General features: G+C 53.5%; 23 protein-coding genes and 1 tRNA gene. 14 read left to right on the top strand and 10 right to left on the bottom strand.

Annotated elements, in window-relative coordinates; all coding sequences use genetic code 11:
- Positions 1 to 10 precede the first annotated feature (10 nt).
- From DS901_RS12105 to DS901_RS12070, 8 genes are all read left to right on the top strand, one after another.
- Positions 11 to 793, top strand: a complete 783-nt coding sequence (locus DS901_RS12105) for a GntR family transcriptional regulator (protein WP_258546719.1) — start codon at positions 11 to 13, stop codon at positions 791 to 793.
- Positions 790 to 2,178, top strand: a complete 1,389-nt coding sequence (locus DS901_RS12100; protein ID WP_113777197.1) for a glutamine synthetase family protein — start codon at positions 790 to 792, stop codon at positions 2,176 to 2,178. The genes DS901_RS12105 and DS901_RS12100 overlap by 4 nt, the downstream gene beginning before the upstream one ends.
- Positions 2,178 to 3,482: an NAD(P)/FAD-dependent oxidoreductase gene (locus tag DS901_RS12095; protein WP_113777265.1), complete on the top strand. Its 1,305-nt coding sequence runs from the start codon at positions 2,178 to 2,180 to the stop codon at positions 3,480 to 3,482. The genes DS901_RS12100 and DS901_RS12095 overlap by 1 nt, the downstream gene beginning before the upstream one ends.
- A 75-nt stretch (positions 3,483 to 3,557) precedes the next feature.
- A complete protein-coding gene (locus DS901_RS12090; RefSeq protein WP_113777196.1) occupies positions 3,558 to 4,907 on the top strand; it encodes a glutamine synthetase family protein in 1,350 nt (449 codons plus the stop codon).
- Positions 4,907 to 6,214, top strand: a complete 1,308-nt coding sequence (locus DS901_RS12085; RefSeq protein WP_113777195.1) for an NAD(P)/FAD-dependent oxidoreductase — start codon at positions 4,907 to 4,909, stop codon at positions 6,212 to 6,214. The genes DS901_RS12090 and DS901_RS12085 overlap by 1 nt, the downstream gene beginning before the upstream one ends.
- Before the next feature lie 7 nt (positions 6,215 to 6,221).
- Entirely contained in the window at positions 6,222 to 7,190 is a 969-nt protein-coding gene (speB, locus tag DS901_RS12080) for an agmatinase (protein WP_113777194.1), read from the top strand.
- Positions 7,191 to 7,200: 10 nt separating this feature from the next.
- Positions 7,201 to 7,881 (top strand): type 1 glutamine amidotransferase, encoded by a 681-nt coding sequence (locus DS901_RS12075; RefSeq protein ID WP_113777264.1) that lies wholly within the window; start codon positions 7,201 to 7,203, stop codon positions 7,879 to 7,881.
- 12 nt (positions 7,882 to 7,893) lie between these two features.
- Positions 7,894 to 9,180, top strand: coding sequence for an NAD(P)/FAD-dependent oxidoreductase (locus DS901_RS12070; RefSeq protein WP_113777193.1), 1,287 nt, complete (start codon positions 7,894 to 7,896; stop codon positions 9,178 to 9,180).
- Positions 9,181 to 9,562: 382 nt separating this feature from the next.
- On the opposite strand, the gene DS901_RS18775 is transcribed toward DS901_RS12070, so the two are convergent.
- Positions 9,563 to 9,646: transfer RNA gene (locus tag DS901_RS18775), tRNA-Tyr, on the bottom strand.
- A gap of 132 nt (positions 9,647 to 9,778) precedes the next feature.
- Here DS901_RS18775 and rlmB point away from each other — a divergent pair.
- The 3 genes from rlmB to DS901_RS12055 all read left to right on the top strand — a co-directional run bounded on the left by rlmB (position 9,779) and on the right by DS901_RS12055 (position 11,455).
- Positions 9,779 to 10,555 carry a 23S rRNA (guanosine(2251)-2'-O)-methyltransferase RlmB gene (rlmB, locus tag DS901_RS12065; RefSeq protein WP_113777192.1) on the top strand — a complete coding sequence of 259 codons (777 nt, stop codon included), beginning with the start codon at positions 9,779 to 9,781 and terminating at the stop codon, positions 10,553 to 10,555.
- A gap of 8 nt (positions 10,556 to 10,563) precedes the next feature.
- Entirely contained in the window at positions 10,564 to 10,872 is a 309-nt protein-coding gene (locus DS901_RS12060) for a hypothetical protein (protein WP_113777191.1), read from the top strand.
- 163 nt (positions 10,873 to 11,035) lie between these two features.
- The gene (locus tag DS901_RS12055; RefSeq protein ID WP_113777190.1) at positions 11,036 to 11,455 is read left to right on the top strand and encodes a CoA-binding protein; all 420 of its coding nucleotides are present in this window, start codon (positions 11,036 to 11,038) and stop codon (positions 11,453 to 11,455) included.
- Here the strand turns inward: DS901_RS12055 and DS901_RS12050 are convergent.
- Positions 11,452 to 11,757 carry a phosphoribosyl-ATP diphosphatase gene (locus tag DS901_RS12050; RefSeq protein ID WP_113777189.1) on the bottom strand — a complete coding sequence of 102 codons (306 nt, stop codon included), beginning with the start codon at positions 11,755 to 11,757 and terminating at the stop codon, positions 11,452 to 11,454. The two genes, DS901_RS12055 and DS901_RS12050, sit on opposite strands and share 4 nt — an antisense overlap.
- A complete protein-coding gene (hisF, locus tag DS901_RS12045; protein ID WP_113777188.1) occupies positions 11,754 to 12,512 on the bottom strand; it encodes an imidazole glycerol phosphate synthase subunit HisF in 759 nt (252 codons plus the stop codon). Before hisF ends, DS901_RS12050 begins: the two co-directional genes overlap by 4 nt.
- A 102-nt stretch (positions 12,513 to 12,614) precedes the next feature.
- Between hisF and DS901_RS12040 the strand changes: the two genes are divergently transcribed.
- A complete protein-coding gene (locus DS901_RS12040; RefSeq protein ID WP_113777187.1) occupies positions 12,615 to 13,058 on the top strand; it encodes a DUF302 domain-containing protein in 444 nt (147 codons plus the stop codon).
- Positions 13,059 to 13,066: 8 nt separating this feature from the next.
- Here DS901_RS12040 and DS901_RS12035 read toward each other — a convergent pair whose 3' ends face one another.
- The 3 genes from DS901_RS12035 to DS901_RS12025 all read right to left on the bottom strand — a co-directional run bounded on the left by DS901_RS12035 (position 13,067) and on the right by DS901_RS12025 (position 14,774).
- Positions 13,067 to 13,525, bottom strand: a complete 459-nt coding sequence (locus tag DS901_RS12035; protein WP_113777186.1) for a DUF2867 domain-containing protein — start codon at positions 13,523 to 13,525, stop codon at positions 13,067 to 13,069.
- Between the two features lie 161 nt (positions 13,526 to 13,686).
- Positions 13,687 to 14,406: a 1-(5-phosphoribosyl)-5-[(5-phosphoribosylamino)methylideneamino]imidazole-4-carboxamide isomerase gene (gene hisA / locus DS901_RS12030; RefSeq protein ID WP_113777185.1), complete on the bottom strand. Its 720-nt coding sequence runs from the start codon at positions 14,404 to 14,406 to the stop codon at positions 13,687 to 13,689.
- 83 nt (positions 14,407 to 14,489) lie between these two features.
- Positions 14,490 to 14,774, bottom strand: coding sequence for a hypothetical protein (locus tag DS901_RS12025; RefSeq protein ID WP_113777184.1), 285 nt, complete (start codon positions 14,772 to 14,774; stop codon positions 14,490 to 14,492).
- A gap of 289 nt (positions 14,775 to 15,063) precedes the next feature.
- Here DS901_RS12025 and DS901_RS12020 point away from each other — a divergent pair, with 289 nt between their 5' ends.
- Positions 15,064 to 15,453, top strand: coding sequence for a DUF2147 domain-containing protein (locus tag DS901_RS12020; RefSeq protein WP_113777263.1), 390 nt, complete (start codon positions 15,064 to 15,066; stop codon positions 15,451 to 15,453).
- A 90-nt stretch (positions 15,454 to 15,543) separates the two neighbouring features.
- On the opposite strand, the gene DS901_RS12015 is transcribed toward DS901_RS12020, so the two are convergent.
- The 4 genes from DS901_RS12015 to DS901_RS12000 all read right to left on the bottom strand — a co-directional run bounded on the left by DS901_RS12015 (position 15,544) and on the right by DS901_RS12000 (position 18,241).
- Positions 15,544 to 16,404 carry a hypothetical protein gene (locus DS901_RS12015; protein WP_147249916.1) on the bottom strand — a complete coding sequence of 287 codons (861 nt, stop codon included), beginning with the start codon at positions 16,402 to 16,404 and terminating at the stop codon, positions 15,544 to 15,546.
- 46 nt (positions 16,405 to 16,450) lie between these two features.
- Positions 16,451 to 16,924 carry a lytic transglycosylase domain-containing protein gene (locus tag DS901_RS12010; RefSeq protein ID WP_113777182.1) on the bottom strand — a complete coding sequence of 158 codons (474 nt, stop codon included), beginning with the start codon at positions 16,922 to 16,924 and terminating at the stop codon, positions 16,451 to 16,453.
- Positions 16,925 to 16,940: 16 nt separating this feature from the next.
- Positions 16,941 to 17,579 (bottom strand): imidazole glycerol phosphate synthase subunit HisH, encoded by a 639-nt coding sequence (gene hisH, locus DS901_RS12005; RefSeq protein WP_113777181.1) that lies wholly within the window; start codon positions 17,577 to 17,579, stop codon positions 16,941 to 16,943.
- 65 nt (positions 17,580 to 17,644) lie between these two features.
- Positions 17,645 to 18,241, bottom strand: a complete 597-nt coding sequence (locus DS901_RS12000) for a TetR/AcrR family transcriptional regulator (protein WP_113777180.1) — start codon at positions 18,239 to 18,241, stop codon at positions 17,645 to 17,647.
- Between the two features lie 78 nt (positions 18,242 to 18,319).
- On the opposite strand from DS901_RS12000, the gene DS901_RS11995 reads away from it, so the two are divergent.
- Complete coding sequence (locus DS901_RS11995) at positions 18,320 to 18,940, top strand: DUF2306 domain-containing protein (protein ID WP_220150235.1); 621 nt, start codon at positions 18,320 to 18,322, stop codon at positions 18,938 to 18,940.

Raw genomic sequence — 18,940 nt, 5'->3', positions numbered from 1 at the left:
TGGATTCTCCTTGTTGATTGAAAAAACTTTTGATCAAAAGTTTGACAATAGCAAGTTTTTTGCAAATATTGATGAGAGGAAACTGAGTCCCGACATCGACGATTGGTTAAAATTTATGCAAATTGACAAAAAAATGCCGGAGCACCAAGCCGTCTACGAAACGTTGCGAGATAGAATCCTGTTGGGGGAGTTTGCACCGGGGCAACCTATGACCATTCAAGGGTTGGCCGAAGTTCTTGGCGTTGGAATGACGCCTGTTCGCGAAGCAATTCGACGTTTGACGTCTGAAAGCGCGTTGGAGACCTTGGGGAATCGTCGCGTTATTGTCCCCACCCTCACGCAAGATCAGCTTGACGATATTTATTTCATGCGGCTGAGAGTCGAGCCAGAGCTGGCTCGTAGGGCAGCAAAATCAATTACAAAACAATATGTTAAAGAATTGTATGCAATTGACCGAGAGGTGGATCTCGCGATTGAGGTCGGCGATGTAAACGGGTACTTGGAGCGCAATAAGGCTTTCCATTTCAATATTTATGCCCATGCAAATTCACCGATACTGACGCGCATTGCTCAGTCGCTTTGGCTGCAGGTTGGGCCCAGTCTGCGTGTCGTCTGTGGTCGGTACGGCACGGCAAACTTGCCCGATGAACACGACGCAATTTTGCAAGCATTTTTGGATGGCAATCCGGATGCGGCTGCAGCCGCGATGCAAGAGGACCTCAAGCAGGGCATTATGCTTGCGGGTCAGCCTCTCGCAAATAAATTTGATCAAAATTTGGGTGAGAATCAATGAGTAGACGTGATACGAAATCAGCTACAGCATCATGGATTTCTGAGCTGCCAGACCATTTTCAAGAGTACCTTGGAGACCGCCGGATCGATGAGGTGGAAATAATAATTCCCGATATTGCCGGGACGTCCCGCGGCAAGGCGATGCCCGCGCATAAGTTCAAACCTGATGAACCGTTTTTCCTGCCTATATCATTGTTTTATCAAACAATTTCAGGCGAATACGTTGATATGGAAATTGAAAATCAATGGCTTGAAAAAGATGTCATGCTTGTGCCGGATATGGGGGCGGCCACGGCAATTCCGTGGGGCGACGATCCGTCAATACAAATCATTTGCGATATGAAGACGCGCGAAGGCGAAAATCTTGCGATAGCGCCGCGCAACGTGTTGCGTCGGATTTTGGATTTCTATGCTGCGGAAGGCCTGACCGCTGTTGTTGCCCCGGAATTAGAGTTCTACCTGACCACACCAAATGTCGATCCAAATGAGCCGATTGAGGCGCCGGTTGGCCGCACTGGCCGAAAACGCTCCAGCAGCCAAGTTTATTCGATGGCGGCCGTTGATGAATACGGGCCGGTTATTGATACGATTTACGACTTTGCCGAAGCACAGGGGCTCGAGATTGACACGGTGATTCAAGAGGGCGGAGCGGGACAGATTGAGATCAATCTGCTGCACGGCGATCCACTTGCCTTAGCGGATCAGGTGTTCATTTTTAAGCGCACCATTCGGGAAGCTGCATTAAAGAATGGTATTTATGCTACCTTTATGGCCAAGCCGATGCGGGATGAGCCGGGGAGTGCGATGCATATTCACCAGTCTATTTTGGACACAAAAACCGGTAAAAACATATTCTCTGATGCGGATGGGAATGCGACAGAAGCATTCACGCATTTCATCGGTGGTTCGCAAAAATACTTGATGCAGGCTGTACCGTTGCTGGCGCCCTACGTGAATTCGTATCGCCGGATTACGGTGGATGGCCAAAGCGCCCCTGCCAATCTTGAATGGGCGGCCGATAACCGGACAACGGGCCTGCGCGTCCCGCATTCTGGACCCGACGCCCGCCGCCTAGAAAACCGCGTGATCGGCATGGATTGTAACCCTTACCTTGCGATAGCAGCATCCTTGGCTTGCGGATATCTTGGCATGAAAAACAAGACTTTGCCGCGCCCCGAAGCCGTGAACGAAGTGTGGGAGACCGAAGATGCTTTGCCGCCAGGCCTAAACGCGGCACTGAACTTGTTTGAAGATGCAGATGAACTGTGGGACGTCTTGGGAACAGAGTTTTGCCAATTGTTCTTGGACTTAAAGCGCGCTGAAAACGAAGAGTACCAGCGCGAGATTTCACCATGGGAGCGGCAGCACCTGCTGTTGAACGTCTAATGAATCTCCTTTCTGTGAACGACAAAGCGGGCACTTATCCCCCGTCGTTCTACGCCAGCAATATCACGGCCATTTCGGGCAGTGATGCAGCACAAGGCGATTTGGACTGTGATGTCTGTGTCATCGGCGGAGGGTTTACAGGCCTTTCGACCGCGCTGCATTTGGCTGAAAAAGGCTATTCTGTACGCTTGCTTGAGGCGCAACGCATCGGGTTTGGCGCCTCTGGCCGCAATGGCGGACAAGTCGGGCAGGGGCAACGTGTCGACCAAGATGATTTAGAAGACATGTTTGGCGAAGATCGCGCACGTGCGCTGTGGGAAATCGGTATGCAGGCAGTTGAATGCGTACGAAATTTGTCGAAATCTGACTTGGTTCATGCTGATTTTTATCCCGGCATTGCCCACGCCGATCATCGCGCGCGCTATGTCCCGCATTCCCGCAGTTACGTCGAGAAGATGAACACGAAATACGGGTACGAATATATCTCATTCTTGGACAAGCAAGAGATGCAAGACCTTGTTCAATCGCGCGCATATCATGGCGGAAGCCTTGATACCCGTTCAGGCCATATCGATCCGTTACAATTTGCGCTTGGTCTTGCACGGATGGCGCAGAAGGCTGGTGTCGTGTTACATGAAAACAGCCATGTAAAGTCGATCCAGCATGGATCGATGGCTGTCGTGAAAACAGATGCGGCGCGGATTTCTGCGAAATATCTCGTTATGGCCTGTAACGGGTATATCGGTAATTTAGACGCGGATGTGACCCGCCGCGTGATGCCTATCAATAATTATATCGTTGCAACAGAACCCTTGTCCGACGCTGATCGCGCCAAAGTTTTAGCCAAAAACATCGCTGTGGCGGATACAAAATTTGTGGTGAATTATTTCCGCTTTAGTGATGACAACCGCATGCTGTTTGGTGGCACGGAAAGCTATAGCTATAAGTTCCCAAAAGACATCGCAGCCCAAGTGCGCAAACCGATGACCGATATCTTCCCACAGTTAAAAGACGCGAAGATCGATTATGCTTGGGGGGGCACATTGGGGATCACCATGAACCGCTTGCCGCATTACGCAAGGTACGGTGAGGGAAATGTCCTAAGCATGTCGGGCTTTTCCGGTCAGGGCGTCGCGCTTGGCACCCTATCAGGCCAAATCGCTGCCGAAGCGATCGCAGGGCAAGCTGAACGGTTTGATATTATGTCGCAAATCCCATCTCCGAAATTTCCCGGCGGCACGCTTATGCGCCAACCACTGCTGGTCCTTGCGATGCTGTGGTTTTCGATGCGCGACAAACTATGAGGTTCCTATGCCGCATTTGAATAGATGTCTGAGCCGTAGCGCAGACATTCCACGTTCCATAGAAGGATATACATCGTGACATCCCAAAACGCACAAGACTGGTTGGGCAAGAACCCTGATGTCAACGCGATCACGATCGCGCTTTGCGATATCAATGGTGTTCTGCGCGGTAAACGTGTCCCGCTTTCGCAGCTTGAAAAGCTTCTTTCTGGTGGTATGCGCATGCCGCAATCGGCGTGCACCGTTGATATTTGGGGACATGACATCGAAGCCAGCGAGCTTGTCTTTGAAAGCGGCGATGGCGATGGGGTTTGCAATGTCACTGAACGTGGCATTATCGGACAATCCGAGGGTAAAAACGCCTCTGCAATGTTTCAGGTGATGCTGACGTTGGAAGATGGCACGCCTATGGAAACTGACCCCCGCCAAGCGCTTGCCAAGGTGGTAAAGCGCTTGAGCGATAAGGGATTTACTGCGGTTGTCGCGACTGAGCTTGAATTCTATTTGACCACAGTAACGAATGGTGCGGCGGTGCCGCCGACGCTGCCAAATGCCTATGCGCCAACAACAAAGGGGAATGTACTTTCGGTCGCGGAATTGACGTCGCTGAATGCATTTTTGGATGATGTGTACGCGGCTTGCCGTGTTCAGAATATTCCCGCAGATGCCGCGATTTCCGAAGGTGGCGCGGGTCAATTTGAGATCAATTTGTTGCATAGCGCTGACCCTCTGAAGGCCGCAGATGACGCACTTTTGTTCAAGAATGTTGTGAAAGATACGGCGCGCAAGCACGGGTTTTGTGCCACGTTTATGGCGAAGCCATTCGGCGATCAGCCGGGTAACGGCATGCATGTGCATTTTTCCATGCTCGATGCAGACGGAAATAACATCTTTGACGATGGGACCGGCATGGGGTCTGATACCTTGCGGTTCGCAGTGGCAGGTTTGTTAACTGCGATGCAAGAAAGCACGTTGATTTTCGCCCCCCATCAAAACAGCTATCGCCGGATGCGCCCCAATTCCCATGCACCGACCAGTGCCGCGTGGGGGTATGAAAACCGGACATGTGCGATCCGAATTCCAGGTGGGCCAAATGCGGCGCGGCGCATCGAACACCGTGTCGCTGGCGCAGACACGAACCCGTATTTGGTACTTGCAACAATCCTTGGAAGTGCCTTGAATGGCATTGATGCGCAGCTGGAGCCGGCGGCACCCGTCACGGGCAACGCTTACGACGCAGACGCGCCCAGTCTCCCTATGGACTGGATGTCGGCAATTACTGCATTCGCACAGGGTGAAATTATGGCTGACGTGCTTGGCCCGCAAATGGTGCGGCTATTTGCGCAAGCAAAACAACAAGAATTGCAACACTTCCTCAGCATCGTGCCCGATGCTGAATATCACACCTACTTGGAGACAGTTTGATGACTGCAGCGCATGCCTACGCAGGCAATGGGGACCACACAACGAGCTATTATGCGGCTTCCGCAAATACCCGTACATTGCGCCCCACGCTTAAGGGCGATCAAACATTTGATGTTTGCGTTGTCGGTGCGGGTTATTCGGGCCTGTCCACGGCCTTGCACCTAGCCGAACAAGGCCACAATGTCGCAATTGTCGAAGGCGCGCGTATTGGCTGGGGGGCATCTGGCCGTAACGGCGGGCAGGTCGTCAACGGTTTGAACGCATCCTTGCAGACCATCAAGCGTCGCTATGGCCAAGACACGGCAAACTTCGTCGCAGGCATGGTCATGGAAGGTGGTGACATCATTCGTGACCGTATCAAAACCTACGACATACAATGTGATTACAAGCCAACAAACCTGTTCGCCGCCTGCACTGATGCGCATATGCGCGAGCTAGAGGAGCGTTTGGCGCTGTGGCAAGGCTACGGTCTGAATACGCAAGAAATGGTGTCCAAAGACCAGATCAAAGACTACGTTGGATCAGATATGTACGCGGGGGGGATGATTGATCATTCCGGGGGCCATATGCACCCTTTGAACCTTGCATTGGGCGAAGCTGACGCGTTTGAAAAGAACGGCGGCACAATTTTTGAAATGTCGCGCGTGACAGGTGTGGATTACGAATCCGCGCGCCCTGCGGTGAAAACAGAAACGGGTACGATTACATGCAAGACTGTTGTCCTTTGTGGCAACGCTTACCTTGGTAAAGTTGTGCCCAAATTGACGTCGCGTGTTATGCCCGTGTCCACGCAAGTTATGGCGACTGAACAACTTTCCGATGAAGTGGTCAAACGTCTGCTTCCGACGGACACATGTGTCGAAGATATTCGGTATATTTTGGACTACTACCGTCTGTCTGCTGACAATCGTCTCTTGTTTGGTGGTGGGACTGTCTATGGCGGGGCTGATCCGCGCGATATCGAAGCCAAACTGCGTAAGAATTTGAGCAAGGTTTTCCCAGAACTTGCGCATGTCAAAATTGAGCATGCTTGGAGCGGCAATTTCGCCCTGTCATTTAGCCGCGTGCCGCAAATGGGCCGTCTGAATAACAACACGTATTTTGCACATGGTTACTCAGGTCATGGCGTTACAGGGTCGCATACATTTGGTCGAATTTTAGCCGAAGCCATTTCTGGCGACGCAAGCCGCTACGACGTATTCGAAAAAGTGCCTTATATCCCATTCCCCGGTGGTCGCATGTTCCGCGTGCCCTATTCAGTGATTGGGTCATGGTACTACGACATCAAAGACAGACTCGGACTGTGAGGGCAAAATGTCAGGTAGTGGTGATCAAGCGTTTCTAAAAACGGACCTAAAGGGCCGTTGGCACGAAATGACATATGGCGGGGCGGTTAGTTTTTTGCGCCGTTGCTACAGTCGTGATCTAGATGGTGTCGATGTCGCGGTCATGGGTGTCCCCTTTGACAATGCAGTTACCTACCGGCCGGGTACACGATTGGGGCCGCGTGCAATTCGCGCAGCCTCCGTTCAACTGGCAGAACTTAAGGCGTTCCCATGGGGGTTTGATCCGTTTGACACGCTTAACGTGGTCGATTTCGGTGATGTGATGCTTGACCCACATCACCCTGAAACGGTGCTGCCCGCAATTCGGAGCCAAGCAGCACAGATTATTGCCACCGGCGCTAAGCTTTTAACGTTGGGGGGGGATCATTCTATTGCCTATCCGCTCATCAAAGCCCACGCAGAAAAGCACGGACCCATTGCGCTTATTCAGATCGACGCCCATTGCGACACATGGGAAGATGACGGTGTAGCGATTGATCATGGTACAATGTTTGCGCGGGCCACCGTTGACGGCATTATCGACCCCGATAAATCCACACAAATTGGTTTGCGTACCTACAACGATAGCGACCATGGGTTCGAAATTCTTAGTAGCCCGTGGATTCATCGCCACGGTATTCATGCGGCAATTGATGTCGCCAAAGAACGTGCCGGCGATGCACCCGTCTATGTCAGCTTTGACATTGACGGGCTTGATCCCGCATTTGCGCCCGGAACAGGGACGCCTGTGGCGGGCGGCCTGGCATCCTGGCAAGGTCTTGAAATTATTCGTAGTCTGGGCGATCTAAATCTGGTCGGGATGGATGTTGTTGAGGTATCACCGCCGTTCGACACGTCTGAAATCACAGCCTTGGTTGCCGCCCATCTTGCGCATGACTGGTTGTGCGTTCTGGCTGAAAAAGCGGGCGCAAAAACAGCTAAAGTTGGACGGACATAGAAAGTACATGATGAAAATTGGGATCCTACAAACGGGCCGTTCACCTGAAAGCCTGAACGAAAAACACGGTGACTACGACGCGTTTTTCAAACGCTACCTTGATGGGCGTGGGTTCGATTTTGAAACCTACGCGGTACTTGACGGTAAATTCCCGAAGTCGCCGCAAAGCGCGGACGGCTGGCTTATCACGGGCTCTCGTTTTGGGGCGTATGAAGATCACGAATGGATTCCACCGCTTGAAAAATTTCTGCGCGAAACCTTTGCCCAAGAGGTGCCAATTTTTGGGGTCTGCTTTGGGCACCAAATTTTGGCGCAGGCGCTCGGCGGCAAGGTTGAAAAATTCGACGGCGGTTGGTCCGTTGGCCCCACCGCTTATGAAAGCAGCCAGTTTGGCGATCAGAAAATGATTGCTTGGCATCAAGATCAGGTCACGCGACGTCCCGAAATGGCCTCGGTCGTAGGGTCGTCAGATTTCTGCGAGAATGCAATCCTTGCTTACGGTGATCAAGCCCTGAGCATCCAGCCGCATCCCGAATTCACGGCAGATTTTATGGCTGATTTGCTTCAAGCACGCGGTGGGCAACTGCCGCAACATATCAAGGATGGCGCGGTCGCGGCACAAAATGACCCGCTCACGCGTGGCAGTTTTGCAGATGAAATCGAAGCTTTCTTCAAGAAAAAACGTTCATAAAGTAGATATTCTATGCCTCACACGTCATCTTACTACGCGGCGACCGCCAACATCGAAACAGAATTTCCGCAACTGACCTCTGACATAACCGCAGATGTTGCCATCATTGGTGGTGGGTTCACGGGTGTTGCTACGGCGCTTGAACTGGCAGAGCGCGGGTTAAGTGTGGTGTTGTGCGAAGCAAATCAAATCGGCTGGGGCGCAACAGGCCGCAATGGCGGACAAATTACCGGCAGCCTGTCAGGTGACAAAGCGATGGAGCGCGAGTTTCGCCGCACGCTTGGCGATAAGGCTGCGGATTTCGTTTGGGATCTGCGCTGGCGCGGTCACGATATTATCCGAAAACGTATCGCTAAGTACAATATTGATTGCGACTTGCGTTTTGGGCAAATGCAAACCGCGCTGACAAAGGGGCAATTGGCCGAACTCGAAGGTATCTATGCGTCGGGCTGTCATCGCGGGATGTCTGATGATCTTGAGATGATTTCCGAAGCGAACATGCCCGAATACCTCGAGACAGATCTTTATATTGGCGGGCTGTTGAACCGCAAAAATATGCACCTGCATTCGTTGAATTTTTGTCTGGGGCAGGCGGAAGCGCTTGTTTCACTGGGTGGTAAGGTGTTTGAAAACAGCGAAGTCACCAATATCGAACATGGCACAAATCCTATTGTCCGTACCAAACATGGCTCTGTGCGTGCAGAGAAAGTCATGCTCGCCGGGAATGCTTATCACTTACTTGAACAGCCGAAACTGCGTGGCAAATTATTCCCGGCCTCCTTGGCCAACATGGCGACAGCGCCGCTTTCTGAAGAAGATGCAGCCGCAATTAACCCTCATAACCTCGCGGTTTATGACGGGCGCTTCGTATTGGATTACTACCGCTTAACGGCCGACAATCGGGTTATGTTCGGTGGCGGCACAAATTATTCGGGACGCGACAGCAAAGACGTCGCACGCGAATTGCGCCCTGCGCTCGAACGTACCTTCCCGCGTCTTAAGGGCGTCGAAATCGACTATAGTTGGTCCGGGATGGACGGAATCGTGCTGAACCGTATTCCGCAGGTTGGGCGCATCGGATCCAACGTATTCTATGTCCAAGGCTACAGTGGGCATGGCATTGCCCTAAGCCACATTCTCGCTGAAATGACGGCGCATTGCATTACCGAGAACAGTTCGGAGTTTGAGGTATTCGAGAACTGCCGGCATTGGAACTTGCCTGTCGGCCGGAAAGTTGGAAGTTTGATGATTGCGGTTGGAATGGCTTACTACGCTTTGAGAGACAAGATTGAGAGATAGTACCGGAACTAGCAATTCTCTTTAGGCATGAAATTTAGGGCGAGCGGCCCGCCTTCCGCACGTCTCTAAAGATATTGACCAATTTTCTACACAGTCAAGAACCGCTGACCTACATCTTATCAAGATGTACGCCATTGTTCAGGCGTGGGCGCACGCATCGACTTTGCTGCGAGCACACAAGTGAAACGGGTGTCGTTGTAACATCCGGCCTCTATGCCGCGCGCGAAACTGTACGCCCCGCTTTACGTTTGGTCGCTGCAAGGGGGGCGCGGTGGAATTTGGCAGTCAAATCCCCAAATGCATTGTTCGCAACTGATAAGTTGAGTTCTACCCAGCGCTGAGTTTAATGCGAATATTGCACAAAATCAACGCTGTAGAAGAATGGTGGGCGACCCTGGAATCGAACCAGGCGTGAGTCGCCTCGAGGGAGTTACAGTCCCCTGCCACACCTTGCGGCCTGTCGCCCACTGTGGGGCTGATTACCTGCGCCCCTATGCCCCGTCAACCGCAAAAGTGACGGATTTTGTACGAAGCCTTCACAGAGTGCATTTTGTCGGGTATCGCCCCTTTGAAACAAGTCAGAATTAGGAAAACCGAGATGAAAAAGCCAAAGTGGGTGATTGCGAAAGAGCAGGGCAAGCGCGCTGCCGCAAATGAAACCGTTTGGCTTTTTGGCCTGCATGCGGTGCGCGATGCGCTTGAAAATCCCAAGCGCGTGAAGCTGCGCCTTGTCGTCACACGTAACGCCTTGGAACGTTTGGGCGATTCTGTTGGCAAAAGCGGCATGGAGCCGGAGATTTCGGACCCCCGCAAATTCGCAGCCCCACTGGACCCACAGTCGGTCCACCAAGGTGCCGCCCTCGAGGTAAAAGCACTGGATTGGGGATCGCTTGAGGACATCGCGCTGGGTGACGGTCCGCAGCCGCCGCGTATTGTTCTTTTGGACCGTGTGACTGACCCACATAACGTTGGTGCGATTTTGCGGTCTGCCGAAGTATTTGGGGCGCGCGCCGTCATCGCCATGCAGCGCCATGCGGCCCCAGAAACGGGTGCCTTGGCCAAGACCGCAAGCGGCGCACTCGAACGTCAGCCCTATTTGCGGGTCCGCAATTTGGCCGATGCAATCACGGCCTTGCAGGGCATGGGATATCTCGTGCTGGGGTTGGATGGCGAAGCTGAGACGACCGTTGAGGCGGCGGTTGACGGTAAACGGGACCGCGCTGTTGCGCTGGTGATGGGCGCCGAAGGCCCTGGTTTGCGCGAAAAGACACGCGAAACATGCGATCAGTTGGTGCGTATTGATGCGGCAGCAGAATTTGGGTCGTTGAACGTGTCAAATGCTGCGGCTGTCGCGCTATATGCGGCGAAAGCCTAGGTCGGAAGATGCCGGCAAACAAGATCGCGACCTGCTGCTATTGTGGCACCCGTTCGGTGTTGCGGCTGCGAGGCAAGCATCGGCATGAACTCAGTTGCGCAAACTGTGGCGCGCCGTTGCGTGCGCTAAAGAATTTGCCGCGTGAGCAGCTCAGCGCATCAGCGCCGACGTCTGCACGCCCTGACAAGCGTGTCGCGACCGATAAACGCCGGAAGAAACCCAAAAGAGCCATGTCGTTCCGCCGGAAGATGTTTGCAAAGATGTGGGATGAGCTAGCGGATGTGATTGACGACGCCTTTGAGGAGTTATTTGATTAAGGCCTGTGATCACGTTTTGCTGATCTGCCCTTTTTGATGCTGATTTGGGGCATATGTTGATATGTGAAGGCGCGCAATGGAACAGGCGTGCCCCTTATCACTGTCCCTCGTTCCAAACTTTGCGCCCGGTTTTTCCGGGCGCTTTTTTCGAGAGAGAGAAATAATGGACTATTCTGACGATTTTATCCACGCGGTGCTCACACGTTCAAAAGTAATCGCTTTGGTGGGGGCGTCTGCAAATGCTGCACGCCCAAGTCATCGTGTCGGTGAATTTCTTGTGACCAAAGGCTATCGGGTGATTGGTGTGAACCCCGGCCTTGCCGGACAAAAGCTGTTTGGCGAAACGGTCTATGCTGATCTGGCATCTATTCCGGACGAAGTTGATATGGTTGATATCTTTCGCAACAGCGACGCGGTGCCCGGTATTGTGGATGCTGCACTTGCCCGTTGGCCTGATTTACAAACAATCTGGATGCAACTTGAAATTACCCATGACGCAGCTGCGCAAAAGGCGCAGGCGCGCGGCGTTGATGTGATCCAAGATCGCTGCCCAAAGATCGAAATCGCGCGGCTTGGCCTTTAACGGGCCGCTTTTTCGGCGATCCCAGAGGTGCCTTGGCGGCGGGCCAGTTCTGCGACCACATCGTCAAGGCTGACATCATTTGCGGCAAGCATCACCAACAGGTGATAGATCACGTCGGCGGCTTCTGATGTCAGCTTTGCTTTGTCGCCTTTGATGGCTTCGATGATAGCTTCAATCGCTTCTTCGCCAAATTTCTCGGCGCATTTTTCAGGGCCTTTGGCAAAAAGTTTCGCGGTCCAGCTGGTTTCTGGGTCAGCACCTTTGCGCGATGCGATCAGCGTGTAAAGATCATCTAAGGTCATGGGCGTACCGGAATCCCTGCTGCGGCCATATGGGCCTTGGCCTCGGCGATTGTATAAGTGCCAAAGTGAAAGATCGACGCCGCGAGCACAGCGCTTGCGCCGCCTTGTGTCACACCCTCGACGAGGTGATCGAGCGTGCCAACCCCGCCAGAGGCGATGACAGGCACGTCAACCGCGTCAGAGATCGCGCGGGTCAGGGGCAGGTTAAAGCCCGCTTTAGTCCCATCGCGGTCCATCGAGGTGAGCAGGATTTCACCCGCCCCTTTTTCGACGACAGTGCGTGCGAATTCAACGGCATCAATGCCCGTGGGTTTGCGGCCACCGTGGGTAAAGATTTCCCATTTCCCGGGGGCTACGGTTTTTGCGTCAATCGCCACGACAATACATTGGCTGCCAAAGCGCATTGCGGCCTCGGCCACAACATTAGGGTCAGCCACGGCGGCAGAGTTAAAACTAACCTTATCCGCCCCTGCGAGCAGCAGATCGCGCACGTCATGATGCGTGCGCACCCCGCCACCAATGGTCAGCGGCATAAAGCATTGTTCAGCCGTGCGCGTGGCCAGATCAAACATCGTGCCACGGTTTTCATGGGTGGCTTTGATGTCCAAGAACACCAGCTCATCCGCGCCAGCGGCATTATAGGCAATCGCCTGTTCGACAGGGTCACCCGCATCAATCAGGTCTACAAAATTCACGCCTTTCACAGTGCGCCCTTCGGCGACATCAAGGCAGGGGATGATCCGTGTTTTCAACATGCTGTGATCATTAGGTGGAATTTGCAGAAATGAAAAGAGCGACGTGTTAGCAACCAAAAGCGTAGGTCGTATGATCCGCAACCACCCTTTGGGAGAAGAAAAATGATGAAAATACTTGCCGCTGCCCTGATCGGGCTTTCCACATCTGCTATGGCCGAGGATATGATGAAAGCATCACCGCTGACTGTCACTGAAACAATTGATGCGCTTGAGGCCGCTGTAAACGGTGCTGGCGCCACCGTGTTTGCGCGTATTGATCATGCCGCGGGGGCCGAATCTGTCGGTAAATCTTTGCCCGACGCGCAGTTGTTGATTTTTGGCAATCCAGCCTTGGGCACGCTTGCAATGGAACAAGACATTCGCGCAGGCGCGGTTTTACCTTTGCGTGTGCTGGCATACGCGGATGCTGACGGGGTGACACAGCTACAGTGGACCCCCGCAGAGGATCTGTTTGCGGGGCTCGATATCCCCGCAGACGCAGAGGTGGTTACCCGTGTGAACGGCGCGTTGAATATGCTGACAGGCAAGGCCGTGAGCGGCGAATAAACTTATGACTATGCGCTGGTTGCAGAGGCAATCCGGCGCATAGCCCCCCGCACGATTAGAATATGAAATGGCATCACGACAGCGAGATAAATCCGCCCCAGTAGGTTGTTGCGATGTACCCACGTAGCCATATGGATCATTCCGTCTTTGCGCAAAATTGCGATGCGAAAATTCAGATGATAATCGTCAGTGCCGATGATCATTTCGTCTTCAGTATCCAGATGGACCGGAAAGATTGCTTGGTCCCCGGTATCGCCAGATTCTGTCTTTAGCCCAAGTGGTTTCACAATCGCGTTGCGCAGCCGCATGAGCATAGCTGCCCAACCCGGCATCGCGAGCCCAGCTTTGGCGGCCTCTTGTGGGGACAACGGGCTTTGCACGGCATAGCCATCCAGAAAATCATCCGTTTGCACTTTTGACCAAAGTTGTGAGTTTTTTGGTAGCGCGGTCTTGGTGATCTTTGCCATTGGGTAATCTGCCCTCCATTGGATTAGGCTGAGACTACACCATCTTATGTCTGGGCAAAAGGGACGTGATGCCGCAGCTGACGCTGCGATTTTTTGAGTATTTTTAGCAAGATGATATTGGGGTGCCCTGCGAAGAAAGCTATGCAGGCATTTTACGGCTCTTAATCCGCCAATGCGGCTAAGGCCTCTTTCAAGTCGAGTGCACCATCATACAGTGCGCGCCCAGAAATCGCCCCAGAAATCACGCCTGTATCCTTCAGTGCCGTCAGATCAGCCATAGAGGACACGCCGCCCGAGGCGATCACGGGGATATTCACGGCACGCGCAAGGTCGGCTGTCGCGTCAATATTCGGCCCTTTCATCGCGCCATCGCGCATGATGTCGGTATAGATGATCGCGGCGATACCTGCGTCTTCGAACGATTTGGCTAGATCGGTCACCATGACATCGGTTTCTTCGGCCCAGCCACGCGTCGCAACACGTCCGTTGCGCGCATCAAGACCGACGGCGACCTTACCGGGGAATGCTTTGGCCGCTTCGCGCACGAGATCAGGATTTTCCACCGCAACCGTGCCCAAGATGACCCGCGCGAGGCCCTTGTCCAGCCAACGCTCAATCGTGGCCATATCGCGGATACCACCGCCCAATTGGGCAGGCACAGGGCAAGCCTTCAGGATCGCTTCAACCGGGGCCGCGTTGACGGGTTCGCCTGCGAACGCGCCGTTCAGATCAACCAAATGCAACCATTCACACCCTGCCTCAACAAACGCACGCGCCTGTGCCGCGGGATCATTATTAAACACCGTGGTTTGGTCCATATCCCCATGCACAAGCCGCACAGCGTTCCCATCTTTGAGGTCAATAGCAGGGTAGAGGATCATCACAGCGGCCTTTCATATCTGTTGGCGCGTTTATGCACGGCGGTCGGGGAAATGCAATGTGAGGAAAGAGGGGGTGAAATCCTCTATTCGTTCACAAGATCTGCGTTAACCCAGAAATGGATTTGACCTTGATCATCCTCCATTGCGTCTGGCCTGCTGATGTCTATCAAAATATTGGTTTGCATTGCTGTAACTGTCGTGCACCTTAAATCCGCTTCAACACCGATTTCGGCTTTGTTGACGCCTGCTACCGGTAGTTTTTCGTGGACAACAATCGTCTTCCCTGTAGCGTCAGCAAATTCGAATGCTCCGACCCCGGGAAAAGAAGAGTCAACAATTTGCGTGAGCGTGACTTTGACTGATGCCATTCGCTTGCCAATCGATTTTCTACGAGAAATGTCGCATGGTTAAGGTTTATTATATTTGACCAAGGCGTTGATGAGAATTGCCCTGCATTTGCAAAGCCGCAATATTAAGAGTCGCATGCGACGCAGATAACCTAGTGACGGATAGTTTTACATTCTGTGGGCGCGAACTTGATAAATATAACCGCCGCGCCAAACGCTGCTTGTGTCCCCTGCCAGGCAACCTAACGTCATGCTTGATTGGGAACATAGATCAAAGGCATGGTTTGGGCAGTTCTAGGGAGGAATGAACATGAAAGCTCGGATTATTGCGATTATCGCGGCGATGACGTTTGGTGCGCAAGCACATGCCCAAGATGCGGCCGTTGGTACCTGGCAGACAGAGGTCGACGATGGCGCGTTTGCCTATGTAACAGTTGCGGAATGTGGGGCGGCTATTTGCGGCACGATTGCCCGCACGTTTAATAGCGACGGTGAATATCAATCAGAAAACATCGGTCGCCAAATCGTAATCGATATGGTGCCGCAAGGGGGCGGCGAATACGAGGGCCAAGTCTGGCGCCCTTCAAACAACAAAATCTACATCGGCAAAATGGACGTCTCTGGCGATGCGCTGCGTTTGCGCGGATGTGTGGCCGGCGGGTTGATCTGTGCCAGCCAAAACTGGGTGCGCGTGCAGTAGCACGTTTGTGCTACCTATAGGCCCCTGCGTTGCGCAGGGGCCTTTCCATGTGAGTGAACACCTACAACGTTCTTCCGGTGGCGAACCGGTTTAGGCGCGGTGTCCAATTATTTTGGCGCGCATGACGCTATAAACGAGCCCAATTTCAAGCAGCTTGATCACAGGGTGCGACAGGTAAAAGTTCTTTGGTTGGTCAAAGAAGGATGTGTTTGCCGCGGGCCAGTATGAATTTAAGTCAAAGATACGCGCAAAGCTGTAGGACGATACAAACGCGATAATCACAAGCCACAACGCGGTATTTGACCTTAGCCAAAGTGCGAGTGCAATTGCGACAGGCATCGCGAGGTTTCTGATGTCAGACATGAGAAACCGCACAGGATCATCCCTTCGGGCTGCCAGCGGGTGCAAGAGGTCGAAAACCAACTCGCTTATCGGATTGAGCGCCAAGATCGTGAACCAGATGGTGATGAGCCAATAGAGCGCGGTCATCCAGATTTCGCGGGGTGATTGTGAATTCTCTACCGTGCTGGCTGGACGAAAAGCACCTTGTATACGTGCGTGGATGAGTTCGAGGCTGGATAGTACCGCAAGTGCCACCCAAGCCAGCTGTACCCACCCCGGGGCGATCCGGCGAACTCCCCCGTAATAGCTTCCCTTCAGAACGAAAAGGTCTTGCGTACTACCATTAAATATAACGGGCGCCACAACACCTGCCGCCATCACACAAAAAAGCGGAAGGGCGGTGTAGCGATGGTTGTGGAAGGCCCACAATAGCCCTGCGGCAAGACCGAAAAGCAACAAACCGGCGATGAAAGTCTGCGTAGATGGCGTGTCAGCATCAAAACCGTATTCAAGTATGACACGCGCGTGTCGCAACACAGCCAAAAGCGCAAGAATTCCAACCCATAGAGAAAGAACGTATGTTGCGCCCCAAAACGGATTATATTTCATCTTTTGCTTGTCCGTTCGCATCTGTTGCGCGGCAATGACGGTGAATTTAGCCTTCCCGTAAGCCCGTTTCGACCAGCATACCACGATCGCGCGCTTCGTAATAGTAGCCGCGCGCGTACCAGCTGACGGCTGTGGCTTCATCGCCGTAAGACAGCAACCAAGCCCCGCGCAGGTATTTGCCCGCGTACATCAGGTTGGTTTCCGCATCTAGCAGGCTTTCGGGTGATCCGCGGTGCCCCATCGTACGCGCGGTTTGCGGCAGGATTTGCATCAGCCCGTAATACGGCCCATTGCGGGCGGCGGGGTTATGGGTGCTTTCGCGGATGATTACACGGTGAAGCAGCGTGACCGGAATATCGTGGATGTCGGCGTATTTGTTGATCAGGGCGCGCAGTTCAGGCGTTTCATTCGGATACAGTGGAATGTCGCGGGATGTTTGCGCCGTTTCCCGGCGGTTCCGGCGTCCGCAGCCCGCCAATGTACTGGCGGTTGCAATGATCATTGTGCGGCGTGTCAGCATCACTGTCTCCAATCGGTTACGGTGCCCAGGTTAGGAAGTTTCCGATCATACGCAAACCTGCCTCTTGGCTTTTTTCAGGGTGGAATTGCATCCCGATCACATTGTCTTTCCCAATAATCGCAGTGACATCGCCTCCGTAATCCACATGGGCGAGCCGCTCAGCGGGGTTTGTCACCTGCATTGCGTAGGAATGCACAAAATAGGCGTGATCACCTGTCGCGATCCCCTCAAGCACCGGGTGCGGGGTGTCAATCACCAGATCATTCCAGCCCATATGCGGGACCTTCAGTGTCGGATCGTTGGGTGCGATTTTGCGAATGTCACCCGCGATCCAGTCGAAGCCGGGCGTTTCTTCGTATTCGTGCCCGGTGCTGGCCATGAGCTGCATTCCTACGCAGATCCCCAGAAAGGGCCGCGCTTTGACGGTGACCGCTTCGATGACCGCCTCGGCCAAAGCAGAGCGCGCAAACAGCTCTTCGCGGCAATGTGGGAATGCGCCGTCGCCGGGCAGCACGATGCGGTCCGCACGCGCCACCACATCGGGGTCCGAGGTGACGGTGATTTTGCCGCCATCGACTTCGCGGGCCATGCGTTCAAACGCTTTTTCCGCTGAATGCAGGTTTCCGCTGTCATAATCTATCAATGCGGTCAGCATGGCCGGTCCTTTTTGTACCAATCTTTGCCTGCGTGAGTAGGGGCTTTTGCCCGTATTGCCAAGACTTAGCGCGTTACCATCCGGTCAAGGGCCGCCATCACCTGTTCAAAGGCCTGTTGTTGCGGCAGTGCGTGCAGTTCGCGCAGAAAGTTACCAGAGAGATACAGCGTCGCATAACCATGGATTAATGACCAAACCTGTGCCTCGAGGATTGGGGCGGGCAGGTCGTCGCGGACAAAAGGGGCGCACGCCTCGCGCAAAACCTCATAGGCAAGATCACCATCCAATTCGACAGATACTTTACGGTGTTCGTGTTTTTCAAAGCCAAACATCAGTCGAAACAGGGCGGGCTGAGCCGCCGCAAAATCAAGGTAGCCCTGACAGATGCCTTTCAGCTGTGCAAGATCGTCAGCGGCCCCCGCTGACGCCGCAAGCATCGCATCGCGAAACAGCAATAGGCCGTGATGCGCGATCGCGCCTTTCAACCCAACCAGCCCGTCGAAATGATGGGCTGGGGCCGCGTGTGACACACCCGCGCGCGCCGCACATTTGCGCAGGGTCAGCCCTTGCAATCCGTCGGATTGCAGAATGTCGATCCCCGCCTGAATGAGCGCCGCGCGCAAGGCGCCATGGTGGTGTGGTTTTGCCGGGAAATGGTTCATGGGGATTATTTGCACTTGCAATTTGACGCTGTCAAGTTATGTGATATTGACAGTGTCAAGTTTGATATAGGAAATGATATGCCCAATTTCATTACCAAGGCCGGGATTGGCATGTTCTGGTTCTTTTGTTTGGCAATCGGACTGATTTCAGCCCGATTGCTTTGGCCGGGGGTTGCGGGTGCAACGCCGCATATCGCCTACCATTATGATGACCGCGCGATCGCGTTGATCGGGCATATTGGGTGTGCGGTCACAGCTTTGTTGGTCATGCCGTTTCAGTTTAGCATCAAGCTACGCGGATCGCGCCCATGGTTGCATCGCTATCTGGGGCGCATTTATGTGGTTGCTTGTGTGATCGCGGGAATATGCGGTTTGTGGCTGGCGACGGCAACACAGGCAGGGCTTGTTGCTGCCTTTGGGTTTGGATTGCTTGCGGTCATCTGGGTCTATGCAACACTGCAGGCCTATCTGACCGCACGTGCACGTGACATTGCGCGCCATCGCGGCTGGATGATCCGGTCGGGCGCGCTGACCTTTGCAGCGGTGACGTTACGGCTCTATTTAGGGATTGGGTTTGCCACTGGCGGGGATTTTGACGAAGTCTACCAGCTCGTCGCTTGGGCGTGCTGGGTGCCGAACCTGATTGTCGCCGAATGGTGGTTGTTGGATGATACCGCACACGAACGCGCGGTATCATAA

It is taken from the genome of Loktanella sp. D2R18, assembly GCF_003318235.1.
Taxonomy (GTDB): domain Bacteria; phylum Pseudomonadota; class Alphaproteobacteria; order Rhodobacterales; family Rhodobacteraceae; genus Yoonia.
Note: the sequence above shows the minus strand (reverse complement) of the source record. Positions and strands in the feature narration are given on the sequence as shown.